General features: G+C 47.6%; 13 protein-coding genes, 16 tRNA genes and 1 rRNA gene. 27 read left to right on the top strand and 3 right to left on the bottom strand.

The features are described 5' to 3' along the window. Positions 1-31 precede the first annotated feature (31 nt). The 17 genes from rrf to CHL76_RS05135 all read left to right on the top strand — a co-directional run bounded on the left by rrf (position 32) and on the right by CHL76_RS05135 (position 1,692). Positions 32-148, top strand: a 5S ribosomal RNA gene (gene rrf, locus CHL76_RS05215). 14 nt (positions 149-162) lie between these two features. Further along, a tRNA-Asn gene (locus tag CHL76_RS05210) sits at positions 163-237 on the top strand. A gap of 2 nt (positions 238-239) precedes the next feature. Further along, a tRNA-Ser gene (locus CHL76_RS05205) sits at positions 240-330 on the top strand. Positions 331-347: 17 nt separating this feature from the next. Next, a tRNA-Glu gene (locus CHL76_RS05200) sits at positions 348-422 on the top strand. Between the two features lie 5 nt (positions 423-427). Continuing rightward, positions 428-503, top strand: a tRNA-Val gene (locus CHL76_RS05195). A 12-nt stretch (positions 504-515) separates the two neighbouring features. Beyond that, positions 516-592, top strand: a tRNA-Met gene (locus CHL76_RS05190). 3 nt (positions 593-595) lie between these two features. After that, positions 596-671, top strand: a tRNA-Asp gene (locus CHL76_RS05185). 104 nt (positions 672-775) lie between these two features. Then, positions 776-851, top strand: a tRNA-Phe gene (locus CHL76_RS05180). Between the two features lie 9 nt (positions 852-860). Beyond that, a tRNA-Thr gene (locus CHL76_RS05175) sits at positions 861-936 on the top strand. Between the two features lie 5 nt (positions 937-941). Next, positions 942-1,026 (top strand) — tRNA-Tyr (locus CHL76_RS05170). 7 nt (positions 1,027-1,033) lie between these two features. After that, positions 1,034-1,107: transfer RNA gene (locus CHL76_RS05165), tRNA-Trp, on the top strand. A gap of 24 nt (positions 1,108-1,131) precedes the next feature. Continuing rightward, a tRNA-His gene (locus CHL76_RS05160) sits at positions 1,132-1,207 on the top strand. Between the two features lie 10 nt (positions 1,208-1,217). Continuing rightward, positions 1,218-1,292: transfer RNA gene (locus CHL76_RS05155), tRNA-Gln, on the top strand. Positions 1,293-1,295: 3 nt separating this feature from the next. Beyond that, positions 1,296-1,370, top strand: a tRNA-Gly gene (locus tag CHL76_RS05150). Positions 1,371-1,404: 34 nt separating this feature from the next. Further along, positions 1,405-1,479, top strand: a tRNA-Cys gene (locus CHL76_RS05145). 23 nt (positions 1,480-1,502) lie between these two features. Next, positions 1,503-1,592 (top strand) — tRNA-Leu (locus CHL76_RS05140). 14 nt (positions 1,593-1,606) lie between these two features. Further along, positions 1,607-1,692, top strand: a tRNA-Leu gene (locus tag CHL76_RS05135). Positions 1,693-1,813: 121 nt separating this feature from the next. Here the strand turns inward: CHL76_RS05135 and CHL76_RS05130 are convergent. Next, complete coding sequence (locus tag CHL76_RS05130) at positions 1,814-2,515, bottom strand: hypothetical protein (RefSeq protein WP_094908025.1); 702 nt, start codon at positions 2,513-2,515, stop codon at positions 1,814-1,816. An 85-nt stretch (positions 2,516-2,600) separates the two neighbouring features. Between CHL76_RS05130 and queG the strand changes: the two genes are divergently transcribed. Genes queG through CHL76_RS05105 form a run of 5 tightly spaced genes read left to right on the top strand, consistent with a single transcriptional unit; the run spans position 2,601 to position 5,693 of the window. After that, on the top strand, positions 2,601-3,746 hold the full coding sequence (gene queG / locus CHL76_RS05125; RefSeq protein ID WP_094908024.1) for a tRNA epoxyqueuosine(34) reductase QueG: 1,146 nt from the start codon (positions 2,601-2,603) through the stop codon (positions 3,744-3,746). Between the two features lie 29 nt (positions 3,747-3,775). Next, positions 3,776-4,303: a methylated-DNA--[protein]-cysteine S-methyltransferase gene (locus tag CHL76_RS05120; protein ID WP_079476962.1), complete on the top strand. Its 528-nt coding sequence runs from the start codon at positions 3,776-3,778 to the stop codon at positions 4,301-4,303. Between the two features lie 20 nt (positions 4,304-4,323). Beyond that, positions 4,324-4,797, top strand: a complete 474-nt coding sequence (trmL, locus tag CHL76_RS05115) for a tRNA (uridine(34)/cytosine(34)/5-carboxymethylaminomethyluridine(34)-2'-O)-methyltransferase TrmL (protein ID WP_079476961.1) — start codon at positions 4,324-4,326, stop codon at positions 4,795-4,797. A 17-nt stretch (positions 4,798-4,814) separates the two neighbouring features. Beyond that, complete coding sequence (locus CHL76_RS05110) at positions 4,815-5,120, top strand: antibiotic biosynthesis monooxygenase family protein (protein WP_079476959.1); 306 nt, start codon at positions 4,815-4,817, stop codon at positions 5,118-5,120. A 15-nt stretch (positions 5,121-5,135) separates the two neighbouring features. Further along, positions 5,136-5,693, top strand: coding sequence for a DUF5366 family protein (locus CHL76_RS05105; RefSeq protein ID WP_094908023.1), 558 nt, complete (start codon positions 5,136-5,138; stop codon positions 5,691-5,693). Between the two features lie 14 nt (positions 5,694-5,707). Here the strand turns inward: CHL76_RS05105 and CHL76_RS05100 are convergent, their stop codons facing one another. Next, positions 5,708-7,579 carry a transglycosylase domain-containing protein gene (locus CHL76_RS05100; RefSeq protein ID WP_094908022.1) on the bottom strand — a complete coding sequence of 624 codons (1,872 nt, stop codon included), beginning with the start codon at positions 7,577-7,579 and terminating at the stop codon, positions 5,708-5,710. Between the two features lie 183 nt (positions 7,580-7,762). Between CHL76_RS05100 and lepB the strand changes: the two genes are divergently transcribed. Next, the gene (gene lepB, locus CHL76_RS05095) at positions 7,763-8,317 is read left to right on the top strand and encodes a signal peptidase I (protein WP_079476956.1); all 555 of its coding nucleotides are present in this window, start codon (positions 7,763-7,765) and stop codon (positions 8,315-8,317) included. 58 nt (positions 8,318-8,375) lie between these two features. On the opposite strand, the gene msrA is transcribed toward lepB, so the two are convergent. Continuing rightward, entirely contained in the window at positions 8,376-8,933 is a 558-nt protein-coding gene (gene msrA / locus CHL76_RS05090) for a peptide-methionine (S)-S-oxide reductase MsrA (protein ID WP_079476955.1), read from the bottom strand. 118 nt (positions 8,934-9,051) lie between these two features. On the opposite strand from msrA, the gene CHL76_RS05085 reads away from it, so the two are divergent. The 4 genes from CHL76_RS05085 (at position 9,052) to CHL76_RS05070 (ending at position 14,868) form a co-directional block, all read left to right on the top strand. Then, complete coding sequence (locus CHL76_RS05085) at positions 9,052-9,597, top strand: glycerol-3-phosphate responsive antiterminator (protein WP_079476954.1); 546 nt, start codon at positions 9,052-9,054, stop codon at positions 9,595-9,597. Positions 9,598-9,623: 26 nt separating this feature from the next. Beyond that, the gene (gene glpK, locus CHL76_RS05080; protein WP_094908021.1) at positions 9,624-11,120 is read left to right on the top strand and encodes a glycerol kinase GlpK; all 1,497 of its coding nucleotides are present in this window, start codon (positions 9,624-9,626) and stop codon (positions 11,118-11,120) included. 153 nt (positions 11,121-11,273) lie between these two features. Beyond that, a complete protein-coding gene (locus CHL76_RS05075; protein ID WP_094908020.1) occupies positions 11,274-12,962 on the top strand; it encodes a glycerol-3-phosphate dehydrogenase/oxidase in 1,689 nt (562 codons plus the stop codon). A gap of 166 nt (positions 12,963-13,128) precedes the next feature. After that, complete coding sequence (locus tag CHL76_RS05070; protein ID WP_094908019.1) at positions 13,129-14,868, top strand: phospho-sugar mutase; 1,740 nt, start codon at positions 13,129-13,131, stop codon at positions 14,866-14,868. Positions 14,869-14,879: the final 11 nt, after the last annotated feature.

The raw sequence follows: 14,879 nt of genomic DNA, 5'->3' as shown, positions 1-14,879 counted from the left end.
GGTATTTGGTTGTCAGGGCCCGACGGGCCGGTCCGGTGGCAACAGCGAAGAGGCCCCACCCGTTCCCATGCCGAACACGGAAGTTAAGCTCTTCAGCGTTGATGATAGCCGGGGGCTCTCCCCCCGTGAAAGTAGATCGCTGCCGGGCTTTTTTTATTATATTCCGCAGTAGCTCAGTGGTAGAGCAATCGGCTGTTAACCGATTGGTCGCAGGTTCGAATCCTGCCTGCGGAGCCACTGGAGAGCTGTCCGAGTGGCCGAAGGAGCACGATTGGAAATCGTGTAGGCGGCATTCCCGTCTCGAGGGTTCGAATCCCTCGCTCTCCGCCATACATATTTATTTCAGAGGCCCGTTGGTCAAGTGGTTAAGACACCGCCCTTTCACGGCGGTAACACGGGTTCGAATCCCGTACGGGTCACCATTCACGGAGGATTAGCTCAGCTGGGAGAGCACCTGCCTTACAAGCAGGGGGTCGGCAGTTCGATCCTGTCATCCTCCACCATATATTTTATATCGCGGGGTAGAGCAGTCTGGTAGCTCGTCGGGCTCATAACCCGGAGGTCGTCGGTTCAAATCCGTCCCCCGCAACCAAAAGGGCCTGTGGTGTAGTGGTTAACATGCCTGCCTGTCACGCAGGAGATCGCGGGTTCAAATCCCGTCAGGCCCGCCATTTTACCTTTATTCGTATTGACAAACAAAATGAATAAGGTATAATTTCAGTTGTCTATTCCGAATTGCTTCATTGAATCAATTTATGGCAACAATATCTAATGTGGCTCGATAGCTCAGTCGGTAGAGCAGTGGACTGAAAATCCTCGTGTCGGCGGTTCGATTCCGTCTCGAGCCACCATTCAAAAACGCCGGTCTAGCTCAATTGGTAGAGCAACTGACTTGTAATCAGTAGGTTGGGGGTTCAAGTCCTCTGGCCGGCACCATATGTGGAGGGGTAGCGAAGTTGGCCAAACGCGGCGGACTGTAAATCCGCTCCTTCGGGTTCGGCGGTTCGAATCCGTCCCCCTCCACCACTTATACAGGGGTATAGTTTAATGGCAAAACAGCGGTCTCCAAAACCGCCAATGTGGGTTCGATTCCTACTACCCCTGCCATTTTTAATGTGTTATGTTCATATGGCGGTTGTGGCGAAGTGGTTAACGCACCGGATTGTGGTTCCGGCACGCGTGGGTTCAATTCCCACCAATCGCCCCATATTGGATAATGGGCTATAGCCAAGCGGTAAGGCATCGGGTTTTGGTCCCGTGATGCGCTGGTTCGAATCCAGCTAGCCCAGCCAATTGCGGAAGTAGTTCAGTGGTAGAACACCACCTTGCCAAGGTGGGGGCCGCGGGTTCGAATCCCGTCTTCCGCTCCATTATTAACATAAGCATTAAGCCATTCTCTGGAATGGCGGTATAGCCAAGTGGTAAGGCACGGGTCTGCAAAACCCTTATCCCCCGGTTCGAATCCGGGTACCGCCTCCATTATTAAAGAGAAGCAAACGCCTGCCGGGGTGGTGGAATTGGTAGACACACAGGACTTAAAATCCTGCGGTTGGTCATCAACCGTGCCGGTTCGAGTCCGGCCCTCGGTACCATTTTTTAGTTGAACGGCGAAGTGGCGGAACCGGTAGACGCGCTTGACTCAAAATCAAGTGTCCTCTGGACGTGTGGGTTCGAGTCCCACCTTCGCTACCATTTAACGAGCCAGGAAAACGTTTCTAGAGAGAAGCGTTATTTTTATGTTTAATTTTAAATGCGAAAGCTGGATATAAAGAAAAAGTCTTTCCTTTTTAAAAAGGAGAGACTTTTTTTATAATTATAAGGAGAACTCCCAGACAGGAGAAGCTGCGCGCAGAAGACGGCTTTCTACGGTGCCTCCGTGAATTTGAGTAAACATATCTCCCACTGCCTGAGTAAGTTCAGCAGCAGAATCATTGGAGAGCTGTGGCCGTATAAAGGTTAATTGTATTGCTGTAGTAGTCGAACGGCTGGTTCTGCTGTCCAGGCCTGGTCCGCTTAATGAGGCCAATGTTTTCTTGCGGTCTTTGGCGATAATTTGTCCGTACATCGGATGGAGATGGTTTTCAGTGATCTGAAGCTGGTCCTGCTCTACGCCGAAGCCGATTTTTACATAATCGAAGACAGTATCTGCATCGATCAATATGACCGGAGTTTCATACTGAAGATTAAAAAAATGAATGAGGTCTTCACCGGAATGCTCAGAAGGCGGGATATTATCTGCCTGTAAATTTTTGTACAGCTGTTCATGGAGAGGTGGCAGCGAACGGTCAATAAGCCCTGCCTGTTCTAATATTTGTTGCCACTGCCGAACACCTGTATAGTCATAGACAGACTGATCAAGCAGATCCATCTGGATTTGTTTATGGAAGAAGTCCACGCGCCCCCGAAGCATTCCAGGGGAGTCATCAATAACAATGTCGCGGTAGATGTTGACGCCGCATTGAAAAGAAGGAATAATTTTAAAAACAGCAGAAGAAATAGAAATGTCTTTGAGCATATATATCCCCCTTCATGTCTAGCTCATAATGTATCATACCACTTTCACAGACTCCGGCGAAATGATTTATAAAGGAGGGCCGTCCATGCGAACGGCACAGGAATTAAAAGAGGAAATTCAGGCATTTGCGGAATCTATCGGTATTGATAAAGTAGGCTTTGCTTCTGCCTCCCCCTTTGTAACCTTAAAAGCAAGGCTGAAAGAACAGCAGCGGCTGAACTATCAGTCCGGCTTTGAAGAAGACGATATTGATAAAAGAACGCACCCTGAGCTTCTCCTGACGGAAGCGACAACGATTATATCTATCGCCCTCGCATATCCCACGAAGCTTCCGGAGGCACCAAAGAATCGCCCTGGAGCACGCAGAGGCCAGTTTTGCCGTGCTTCCTGGGGCAAAGATTACCATGACGTCCTGCGGGATAAATTAAACCAACTGGAGGCCTTCATACAAGAAACGGTTCCGGGAGCAGAGTGTAAATCGATGGTTGATACTGGTGAATTATCGGACCGTGCAGTGGCAGAGCGTGCGGGCATTGGATGGAGCGGCAAAAACTGCGCTATAATTACCCCTGAATTCGGCTCGTATGTTTATTTAGGCGAAATGATTACTACGCTGTATCTGCCGGAGGATACTCCGCTGATAGATCAATGCGGCACGTGCAACCGCTGTGTGGATTTATGCCCCACGGATGCTTTGATTCAGGGGGGGCAGCTTGACGCGAAAAAGTGTATCGCCTATTTGACGCAGACGAAGGAAGCGCTGCCGGAGCGCTACCGCCATAAGCTTGGCAATAGATTGTACGGATGTGACACCTGCCAGCAGGTATGTCCGGAAAATAAAGGGGTAGATTTCCATAACCACCCGGAATTTGAACCGGAGCCGGAAGTAGTGAAGCCACTGCTCGAACCGTTATTAACGATTTCTAACCGGGAGTTTAAAGAAAAATTCGGATACATTGCCGGTTCGTGGAGAGGAAAAAAACCAATTCAGCGTAACGCCCTGATCGCTCTCGGCCATATGAAAGAAAAATCCTCGATACCGACAATTGTACAGCTGCTCTGTAACGATCCGCGGCCGGTGATACGAGGGGCCTGTGCCTGGGCATTAGGAGAAATGCCGACGCAGGAAGGAGTCGAGGCACTGCATCATGCTGACAGCAGGGAAAAAGACGAAGAAGTGCTTGAAGAAATCTCAAAAGCATTGGATAAAACATCTCCGGAACGAGTATAATAGAAGAAAATGTATCAAGGAGGATTATTATGGAGGCGTGGGCTGCATCGCGAACAATCGGTAATATAGGTGAAGTGACCGTAGTAATATACGAAGGCCGTGTCTGCATGCTGCACTTTGGTTCCTTAAAAGAAAATGAAGAACGAATAAAGCGTTGGCTGAAAAAGCATATCGGTGCTTCATGCGGACTGCGGGCAGAACTGCATCCTCTGCATAATAAAGTTTTCCGGGAGCTCGAAGAATATGAGGCGAACGAGCGCACCGATTTTACGGTGCCGCTCGATATGAGGGGGACGCCTTTTCAAAAAAGAGTATGGGAGGCCCTTCAAGGTATCCCTTATGGAATGACAAAGTCCTATGCAGAAATTGCTGCAGAAGCCGATTCGCCAAAAGCTTTCCGGGCAGTAGGAATGGCTAATAACAAAAACCCGGTTTCCATTATCGTTCCGTGCCACCGGGTCATTGGGAAAAACGGGAAAATGGTAGGGTTTGGCGGGGGAGTACATGTAAAAGAAGGACTGCTTGAACTAGAAAGAGCGCAGGCGGTATCGCGGTAGGAAAAGAAGGAGAGAGCGATTTGGCTTTACACGTGGTATTATTTCAACCAGAAATACCGGCAAACACTGGAAACATTGCAAGAACGTGTGCGGGGACGGATACTCACCTGCATTTGATACGCCCGCTTGGTTTTTCTACGGAGGACCGGATGTTGAAGCGGGCGGGATGTGATTACTGGCCCAATGTGCAGATTCACTATTATGATTCACTTGAAGAATGGATGAACTCGTATCCGGAAGCGGAATTTTTCTTTGTAGAAACAGTAGGCTCGTCTTCATATGCCGTGCATGACTATTCAGATCCGGCGAAAGATTATTTTTTTGTATTTGGGCGTGAAACTACTGGCCTTCCCGAATATGTGACTGAGAAGTATCAGGAAAAGTGTATCCGGATACCCCAGAATGATAAAGTCCGTTCATTAAATTTGTCCAACACGGCAGCTATTTTAGTGTATGAAGCGCTTCGCCAGCAGGCGTTTCCACAATTACAATAATGAAAGAGGGATAAAAAATGTACGTTGTTATAAATGAACTTGAGGTGCCGGCAGAAGCGAAGGAACAAATTCAGGAACGTTTTGGCGCTAGTGCTGAAAAGATGAATCAGGTGCCGGGGTGTTTGGAATTTTTGTTTTTAGACGAAACGACAGAAGATGGAAAACAGCTTGTTTTCACAAAGTGGGAGACCAAGGAAGACTTTCAGAACTGGCTTGAAAGTGACTCTTTTAAATCTTCTCATCGATCAGGCGGGCAGGAAAAAAGAGAGAGCGCTGCCACCGGTAATCAGATCCGCCAATTTCATGTCGTCCATGCTAACTGACCCCTGGAGTACGCAATGAAAAATGCCTATTTGACCAGCCACTTTCCGATCCTTGCTATTTTATTTTTCTGTTTATCCTTTGGCATCTGGACCCAGCAGTATACCGCCGCTTTTTTAGAAACGGCCGGTATTTATCAGGGCATGCTCGAGTTTTTTTCAGAGAATGGAATTAAATTAACCATGCTTTTTATACTTATGCTTGCGTTTTTTATGATCATTGCTGCTTTAAAATTAATTTCGGATACAATGATGGGGCTGTCCTTGTTATTTTTTTTAAACGATGAAGCTGGAGACGCCCGCTCTTATCTTCAAAGCTGTGGATGGATTTATTTAATAGCTGGGGGAGTGTCGCTGTTTCTTACTTCCCAACTTTATCTACTCGGAGGGCTTTTCATTGGAGCGACGCTTGTGTCATTCGTGTATTTGATTATCCTCCTGGCCCCCTCTCTTCGTTTTACTGGAGTGGCTGGTTTTTTTCTACTGCATGTGTCTTTCTGGGGGCTTTTTATTATTGGCACGGGATATGCGTTTTTACGTTTGTACAATAGTTTTTTACATAGTTTGCCAGTATGAAAAAAAACGGACGGCTAAGGCTGTTCGTTTTTTTCGTAAAGCATGGGATAAATCGTTTTCCAGAAAGCGATGGCGCTGTTATCCGGAGGTAGGGGCCGGGGGTCGTCGTATCCATGCCAGACCCCCACTGTGTACCTGTCGTCATAGCCGGCAAACCAACTGTCTCTCGTAGCATTTGAAGTACCCGTTTTGCCGCTGACATCTGCAAAACCTGCCAGGCTGGAAGCCGTTCCTGAAACGACAGTGGCGCGAAGAACTTCACGCATTTGATCATTGGTTTCAGGAGACCAGACGGTGGTTTCCTGGGACTCCCATTCAAACAGGAGCTTTCCATCTGCATCAGTAACAGAAGTAATAGCACGCGGTGGCTCGTACGTTCCGTCGTTAGAAAATACGGTGTAAGCGCTTGTTAATTCTACTGGTGAAACACCACGTTCAACGCCGCCGAGAGCAGCAGCGTACTGCCTGTCTGCCGGAGTTAATTCCGCCCACTCAAACTTCTCGAGGTACTGAAAGGAAGCTTCTAGGCCGGTTTGATGCATAAGGCGCAGAGCGGAGGTGTTGTAGGAAAAGGCAAGCGCTGATTTAATCGTGACGCGCTCTTTTGCTGCTCCACCTTCATTTGCAGGGCAATAGGAAGCAACACAGTATTTTTTGGTAGAAACTAATTGGTGAATCGAACGCTCGTGTTCTTCAAGGTACGGTCCGTAGACGAGCAGCGGCTTCCATACTGATCCAGGCTGCCGGTAAGCCTGAAAAGCCCGGTTGAATTCATATTCATGATAATCTGCCCCGCCGCTCATGGCCGTAAGAGTGCCGGCACGGTGATCAATGATAACGGCGGCTCCTTCTATGCCGCGCTGTTGCCAGTAGGAGCGGGATTTTTCTATTAGCATATTCTGTATATCAGTGTCCATGGTGGTATGGATGGTAATACCGGACTGAAGGAGCTGGTTTGTGCGTATGTTAAGCTTCTCGGAAAGAGCTTCTTTTTCGCTTCCCTCCGCTTGATTGAGCCGTTCGTCCCAACCTTCGTTTTGTGCCACAAGCTGTTTGAATTCGTGTTTTACATAATCAGTATAATCAGGATAGGGATTGGCATTTCTTTCTTGTAAATCTACGGAAACAGTTTCTTCGGAAGCGCTCATTTTTTCTTCAGCAGTTATCACTTCGGCTTCATTCATTTTTTCCAATATCCACAGCTGCCTTTCCCGGGTCCGCTCGGGATGTTCCACGGGGTTATAGTAGGACGGATTAGCCGGTACCGCTGCCAAAAAAGCTGTTTGCGCGAGCGAGAGATCACTGCTTGGCCTGCCAAAATAGGAATGGCTTGCCGTTTCGAAACCGTAAATACCTTCGCCAAAATAAATAGTGTTCATATACATTTCCAGTATTTCGTTTTTTGTATAGGATTGTTCGAGCTGGTAAGCGAAAAGAACTTCGGCAACCTTTCGTTCATAGGTCTGCTGATGAGAGAAATAGATATTTCTTGTCGCCTGCTGCGTAATTGTACTTGCTCCTTCTTCAATGCTCCCGGTACTTGCATTGCTTATAAGAGCCCGTAAAACGCCTAAAGGATCAACTCCCTGGTGTTCGTAAAACTTTTGGTCCTCTGTGGCAATAAATGCAGCTCTGGCATGTTCAGGAAAGTGAGAAAGCGATACGTAACGACGGTCTTCCTCTGTCCTGTATTCAGCAATTTGATCACCCTTATGGTCGGTAACGTAACTGTTCTGGGCAATAGGTACGCTGGAAACGTCCACCTGTTCTTCAAGGAAAGAAGAAAGAGCCTGGGTGCTGCTCAGCTCTTTTATAAACAGCCAGGAAACCACTGCCCCGCTGGTTATAAATAATAGTATCCATATAAGCCCTAAGAGTTTTCTCATGTAATTAATTCCTTTGCCTCAGTATATTTAATATATCGACAAAGAAGGCTTTAAGATTAAAAGGAAAAGAAAGTTCCGTAAAAAATATGATATAATGCCTCTAGTCTGCATGTATTTCTGGATTGTTCATCCGCAGAAACCGTGCTAGAGTGAAAAGGCAGATAGAAACGGAGGAAGTCGGTAATGACGAATTGGTCAAAGGAAATATGGGATTGGATTAAAGTAATTGTCGTCGTCGTATTAATTGTCGTCATTGTGCGCGGCTTCTTGTTTGCCAACTATGTGGTTAGTGGCCCTTCCATGCTGCCTACAGTGGAAGACGGGCAGCGGATGATTATTAACAAGATCGGCTATGCTTTTTCTGAGCCCGAGCACTCAGATATTATCGTTTTCCATGCAAATGAAAACAGTGATTATATTAAAAGAGTTATCGGGCTCCCCGGGGACACAGTAGAATACAGAGATGATACTCTCTACATCAACGGAGAAGCTCAGGAAGAGCCGTACTTAGAAGAATATAAAAATGAAACAAGCGGGGTCTTCACTCAGGACTTTACACTTGAGGGGGTAACCGGTGAAACAACCGTCCCGGAAGACAGTTATTTTGTAATGGGCGACAACCGCCCGAGGAGTGAAGACAGCAGAGCTGATGCCGTCGGTTTTGTAGATGAAAACCAGATTGTCGGGGAAGCGAGTATCAGGTACTGGCCGCTCGATGATTTTACCTTCAGTCCATAAAAAGAGCTTCAGCAGGCAGCATCTGCTGAAGCTCTTTTTGATAGAAAATAATTTATTATTAATGCCCCGGAGAACTGTCCCAGTGAGCTTCAATAAATTCATCACGGCCGGAGAGGGCGCGGTCTTTTTTATAAGCTTCCCGTTCTTTTTTGTAAAAGTTCTGGTGGGATTCTTCAGCCGGATAAAAAGGTTCCGCCGGTTTGATCTCTGTGACTACGGGGTCACGGAATCGGCCGCTGTCTTCTACCCGCTGCCTCGAGGCTTCCGCCAGCCGGCGCTGCTCTTCGCTATGGTAGAAAATAGCCGTCTGGTATTGCGGGCCGCGGTCGTGAAACTGGCCGTCTGGATCGGTAGGATCAATTTGAGGCCAGTATAGATCGAGCAGCTGCTGATAGGAAAACAGCGCGGGGTCAAACTCAATTTGAACTGCTTCTCTGTGACCTGTGGTACCGGCTTTTACCTGCTCATACGAAGGGTTTGCGACACTGCCTCCGGTGTAGCCGGACGTAATGGAGATAATGCCGGGCAGCTCGTCAAACGGCTGTACCATGCACCAAAAGCACCCGCCGGCAAAGGTAGCCAGTTCATTATTTTTTGTCTCGTTTTGTTGGGTCATTGCGAACACCGTCCATCACCTGTATAGTATTTTTTGTATTTGTGTAAAGTATAGCACAGCTAAAAGCAGTCGTAATTCAAAAAGCTTGAACGCGAAAGGGAGATAAAGGGGGAAAGATATGCTTACCGGCCAAAAAATTCTGCCAGCCGCCCGTAATGAAAGGGAGTTTGAAAAAGCGCTCAAAACCTCCGGACGGTACGTAGTCATTTTGAACGTGCATTTGGCAAAGCTTAAAAGCCTGATGCAGTTAAGCAAACGGGCGGATAAAAAAGTGCTTTTGCATGCAGATCTGGTCCAGGGACTCGCCCATGACGATTCTGCAGCCCAGTATTTGTGCCAGAATATCCGTCCGGACGGTTTGATCAGCACTCGCCGGCAGATTCTTACAACTGCCAAAAAAAACAACCTTATCACAGTGCAGCGCTTGTTTTTACTGGATTCACTCGCGCTTGAAACAAGCTATAAGCTGCTTGAAGACATTAAACCAGACATGGTGGAGCTTCTGCCGGGTATTGTACCATCTATGATTAAGGAAGTAGCAGAAAATAAAAATGTGCCTGTTATTGCAGGTGGCCTTATTCGTTCGCAGGAAGAGGTTTCTGCTGCTTGGAGTGCAGGAGCATCGGCCATATCGACGACGGAAAAATCACTGTGGCCAAAATAGAGAAAAGATAAGTGGAGGAAACAACGATGACTGAAAAGAAATACATTCTCGCAATAGACCAGGGAACGACCAGTTCAAGAGCTATATTGTTTGATCAGGAAGGCCGGATTGTAGGCAGTGAACAGCGTGAGCTGGAGCAGTATTTTCCCCGCGCCGGCTGGGTGGAACACAATGCCAATGAAATCTGGTCCGGTGTGCTCGGCTGTATTGCCGGAGTGCTTGAGAACAATGAAGTTTCTCCAAAGCAGATCAGCGGGATCGGCATTACAAATCAACGTGAAACCACAGTGGTGTGGGACAAGCACACCGGAAAACCAGTGTATCACGCATTAGTATGGCAGTCCCGGCAGACTGCCACTATTTGTGATGAATTAAAGCAGCAGGGACATGAAGACATGGTAAGAAGCAAAACCGGTCTTCTGCTTGACCCTTACTTTTCGGGAACGAAAGTAAAATGGATTCTTGATAATATTGATGGAACGAAAGAAAGAGCAGAGCAGGGAGATTTGTTGTTTGGAACGATTGATACGTGGCTGATCTGGAGGCTAACCGGCGGCAAGGCTCATGTAACGGACTATTCCAATGCCTCGCGTACGATGATGTTTAACATTTATGACCTAACCTGGGACCAGGAACTTCTACAGATGCTGGACATTCCCGAAACGATGCTTCCTGAAGTGAAATCGTCGTCGGAAATTTACGGCCATACGGTAAATTATCATTTCTTTGGGGAAGAGATACCAATCGCCTCAGCAGCCGGTGATCAGCATGCAGCTTTGTTTGGACAAACGTGCTTCGACGAAGGTATGGTCAAAAATACTTACGGCACGGGCTGCTTTATGCTGATGCAGACGGGAGAGACTCCGATTCACTCAAACAACGGACTGCTTACAACCATCGCATGGGGTCTTGACGGGAAAGTGAAATATGCGCTTGAAGGAAGTATTTTTGTGGCGGGTTCAGCCGTGCAGTGGCTAAAAGACGGCATGCGCCTGATTGACTCTTCCTCAGATTCTGAAGCTTATGCGCTGCGTGTAAACGACAATGAGGGCGTATACGTGGTCCCGGCCTTCACCGGCCTGGGGGCTCCTTATTGGGACAGCGAAGTGCGGGGGGCTGTATTCGGCCTGACACGTGGTACGGAAAAAGAGCACTTTATCCGGGCGACGCTTGAAGCACTCGCTTACCAGACGAAGGACGTGCTTGACGTTATGAGGGAAGATGCGGGTATGGAAGTAAAAACATTGCGCGTTGACGGCGGCGTTGTGCCGAATAACTTCCTTATGCAGTTCCAGTGTGATATGGCTGATGTCCGGGTGGAACGCCCGTATGTACTTGAAACCACGGCACTCGGAGCGGCTTATCTTGCCGGTCTTGCCACAGGCTTTTGGAAAAACAAAGAAGAGCTTATAGATAAATGGGAGCTTGAAAAATCATTCGACGTGCATATGGAAAAAGAAAAACGGGAAGAACACTATGCAGGTTGGAAAAAAGCGGTTGATGCAGCACGGGCGTTTAAGTAAACATATCGGTTGCAATTGAATGGACGAGCGATTACAATGAAGTTAAGTTAATAAATGGTCGGAGATGCAGAGAGACCGCAGATACCCTTCACACCAGAAGAGGATATCTGCGGTCTTTTTTACTCTCGGATATTTCAAAAGGGGATGAAATGAATGGCAGATCAACATTTTTCTGCACTATCACGCAAAGCGCGTTTGAGAAATATGACAGAGACCCACCTCGACGTGCTTGTCATCGGAGGCGGCATTACTGGAGCGGGTATTACATTGGACGCTACAGCCCGTGGGCTTAACACAGCCTGCATCGAAATGCAGGACTTCGCAGCGGGTACATCCAGCCGTTCTACTAAACTTGTACACGGAGGGCTGCGTTACCTCGAACAGTTTGAAATTAAGCTGGTTGCCGAAGTGGGCAGGGAGCGGGCCATTGTGTACGAAAATGCGCCCCACGTTACTGAGCCGGAGTGGATGCTACTGCCAATCGTAAAAGGCGGAAACCTTGGTAAGACTACTACTTCATTCGGGTTGCAGGTCTATGACCGTCTTGCGCAGGTAAACAAGCATGAGCGCCGTTACATGCTTAACAAAAAAAGAACGATGGAGAAAGAGCCACTACTTCGCGAAGATAACCTTCTTGGAGGCGGCGTTTACGTTGAATACCGTACAGACGACGCGAGATTAACTCTCGAAGCAATGAAAAAGGCTGTGGAGCTCGGCGCTAACGCCGTTAACTACGCCAAAGCTACTGATCTTTTGTATGATAACGGCAAACTGATTGGCGTGGAAGTAAAAGATCTGATCAACAATGAAACCCACCGCATCTATGCGGACCATGTGGTGAACGCTGCGGGCCCGTGGGTAGACACGCTAAGAAAAGTAGACGGATCGAACACAGGTAAACACCTGCATCACACGAAAGGAATTCACCTTGTGTTTGACCTCAGCCGGTTCCCGCTCCGCCAGGCTACGTACTTTGATGCTCCGGATGGCCGGATGATCTTTGCCATCCCACGTGGCAATAAGGCATACGTGGGCACGACAGATACTGATTACGGATCGAACCTGCAGGAGCCCCGTGTTTCCCGTGAAGACCGCGACTATATTTTAGAAGTAACAAATTATGAATTCCCGTCCCTAAAACTAAAGGCGGAAGACGTAGAATCCAGCTGGTCCGGCATCCGACCGCTCATTCAGGAGGAAGGAAAATCCGCTTCTGAAATTTCCCGTAAAGATGAGATCTTCATTTCCGATTCGGGGTTAATTTCCATTGCTGGTGGTAAGCTGACCGGATACCGTAAAATGGCAGAGCGGATTGTTGACGTCGTGGTGGAAAAAATGAACATTCACGCGCCATGTCCAACCCAGGACATCCGGCTTTCAGGCGGAGAAGTAGGGGGCTCCTCCGGCTATGAAACGTTTGCTGTGAAAGAAGCGTACCGCGGCGAAGCACTAGGTATGACAAGAGACGAAACAGAAGATCTGTTCCGTTTTTACGGGGCAAATGGCTTGAAAATGCTTGAGCTGCTGGAAGAAAATCTTGAAGAAGCGAAAAACAGTGGCATGCCGTTAAAACTTGCTGCCCGGCTGTTGTACGCCCTCGAGTACGAGATGGCAGTTACGCCGCTAGACTTCCTAAACAGAAGAACGGCCTTCCTGTTCTTTGATATGCCGAAGCTGAAGCGCTGGAAAGAGTCTGTGATTGCGTTTATGAAAAAATCATTAAACTGGTCCGACGAAGAAACCAAAGCCTACACTAAAGAGCTTGAATCTGAAATTGCCTATGCAACGAAGCCATATGAAGACGTTGATGACCAAAAAGCCCGGGAAAAACAAGCAAATTAATAAATTGCACAACCTCGCCTGCTCTGTACTTGGAGCAGGCGTTTTTATTTTGAAAGAGAAGAAAGGAATGCCTGAAAACCATGGTAGAAACGCGTGCTTTCTTATATACTGGTAATAGACTGTTTTACTGGGAAACATATTAAACGTTTCAGGAGTGATTGTATATATGAGTTGGACGGACCACTGGAACCGATGGCGAAACCATGCATTTATAGAAGACGCATGGAAAGAAAAGCTTCACGAGCTGGATGAAACGAACGCTGAGGAGTACTTTTATCAATACCTGGCGTTTGGAACCGGGGGCATGCGCGGAGAAATCGGGCCTGGTACGAATAGAATGAATACATACACGATCCGCCGGGCGGCAGAAGGCCTTGCACGGTATATAGAAAATGCAGGAGCGAAGGCAAAGTCCCGAGGGGTTGCAATCGCGTTTGACCCACGTCACTATTCGGAAAAGTTTGCACTCGAAACAGCGCAGACGCTTGGGGCGCACGGTATCCAGGTATACTTGTTTGAAGATCTGCGCCCAACGCCCGAGCTTTCATTTGCGGTGCGGAGAACATACGCGTTTGCCGGTGTAGTAATTACAGCAAGTCACAATCCACCGGAATATAACGGCTTTAAAGTGTACGGAGAGGATGGGGGGCAGTTCCCGCCGGGGCCTGCCGATGAGTTGATTGCCTGCGTGGAGTCGGTCGAAAATGAACTTGAAATCCGGGTGAAAGACAGCGGCTCGATGCAGGAGGAAGGCCTTCTCGTTATGCTTGGGGAAGAGACCGATGCAGCTTATGATAAAGCGCTGCAGTCGATTCTACTGAAGCCGGAAATGATTAAAGAAAGCGGCAGTGATTTGAATATAGTATTCACACCACTTCACGGAACTGCGAAAGAACCAGTGCTGCGATCACTCACGGAGGCTGGTTTTCATAATGTATCGACAGTGGAGGAGCAGTTAACGCCTGACCCGGAATTTTCTACCGTGCCAAGTCCGAACCCAGAAGAAAAAGAAGCTTTTGCAAAAGCTGTTCAAATAGGAAGCGAAAGCGGTGCTGATATACTGATTGCTACCGATCCAGATGCTGACCGTATTGGCCTGGCAGCTAAAGACAGCAGCGGTGAGTTTATGGTGCTCACTGGAAACCAGACGGGAGCTTTGCTTCTTGATTATCTTCTCATGCAGAAAACAGAAGCTGGAACCCTTCCGGCAAACGGCATTGTAATGAAAACAATTGTAACTTCTGAACTTGGAAGAGCTATAGCAGAACATTATGGCCAGGCATGCGAAGACACGCTCACCGGGTTTAAATTCATCGGTGAAAAAATCAAAATGTATAATGAAACAGGAGAATATGCGTTTCAATTTGGCTATGAGGAATCTTACGGATACTTAATCGGAGACTTTGTGCGCGATAAAGATGCTGTGCAGGCAGCGCTTTTAATCGCAGAAATGGCGCTTTGGCATAAGAAACAGGGACGCACTGTATATGAAGGCCTATTGGAGATTTACAACCGTTATGGATACTTTATGGAAGGGCTTGATTCCATAATGAAAAAAGGAAAAGAGGGCGCGGCCCAAATTGATCACCTGATCGAAACATTCCGCGAAGATCCGCCTGTGCAGGTAAGTGATGCTTCTATTCAAAAACTGGAGGATTATAAAACAGGGGAACGCACGTACTTGCTTGAAAATGGAAAAAAAGAGTCTATTCAGCTTCCGTCTTCGAACGTACTGAAGTTTTTTACAGACGATGACTCCTGGTTCTGTCTACGTCCGTCAGGCACGGAACCAAAAGTGAAGTTTTATTTCGGAGTTAAGGGAGAAACGTTTAAACAAACTGAAGAGAAGCTTCTTCAGCTGAAAATGGATGTCATGGCCATGGTGCATGAACGTCTCGAAGACTGAAAGAGTCTGTA

The organism is Marinococcus halophilus, from assembly GCF_002265875.1.
Classification (GTDB): domain Bacteria; phylum Bacillota; class Bacilli; order Bacillales; family Marinococcaceae; genus Marinococcus; species Marinococcus halophilus.
This window is presented reverse-complemented; position numbering and strand designations above follow the sequence as displayed.

What these genes read in the sequence shown, in the direction of transcription:
- CHL76_RS05130 (WP_094908025.1), bottom strand. Translation starts at nt 2,515, where the DNA reads ATGCTCAAAGACATTTCTATTTCTTCTGCTGTTTTTAAAATTATTCCT.
- queG (WP_094908024.1), top strand. Translation starts at nt 2,601, where the DNA reads ATGCGAACGGCACAGGAATTAAAAGAGGAAATTCAGGCATTTGCGGAA.
- CHL76_RS05120 (WP_079476962.1), top strand. Translation starts at nt 3,776, where the DNA reads ATGGAGGCGTGGGCTGCATCGCGAACAATCGGTAATATAGGTGAAGTG.
- CHL76_RS05110 (WP_079476959.1), top strand. Translation starts at nt 4,815, where the DNA reads ATGTACGTTGTTATAAATGAACTTGAGGTGCCGGCAGAAGCGAAGGAA.
- CHL76_RS05105 (WP_094908023.1), top strand. Translation starts at nt 5,136, where the DNA reads ATGAAAAATGCCTATTTGACCAGCCACTTTCCGATCCTTGCTATTTTA.
- CHL76_RS05100 (WP_094908022.1), bottom strand. Translation starts at nt 7,579, where the DNA reads ATGAGAAAACTCTTAGGGCTTATATGGATACTATTATTTATAACCAGC.
- lepB (WP_079476956.1), top strand. Translation starts at nt 7,763, where the DNA reads ATGACGAATTGGTCAAAGGAAATATGGGATTGGATTAAAGTAATTGTC.
- msrA (WP_079476955.1), bottom strand. Translation starts at nt 8,933, where the DNA reads ATGACCCAACAAAACGAGACAAAAAATAATGAACTGGCTACCTTTGCC.
- CHL76_RS05085 (WP_079476954.1), top strand. Translation starts at nt 9,052, where the DNA reads ATGCTTACCGGCCAAAAAATTCTGCCAGCCGCCCGTAATGAAAGGGAG.
- glpK (WP_094908021.1), top strand. Translation starts at nt 9,624, where the DNA reads ATGACTGAAAAGAAATACATTCTCGCAATAGACCAGGGAACGACCAGT.
- CHL76_RS05075 (WP_094908020.1), top strand. Translation starts at nt 11,274, where the DNA reads ATGGCAGATCAACATTTTTCTGCACTATCACGCAAAGCGCGTTTGAGA.
- CHL76_RS05070 (WP_094908019.1), top strand. Translation starts at nt 13,129, where the DNA reads ATGAGTTGGACGGACCACTGGAACCGATGGCGAAACCATGCATTTATA.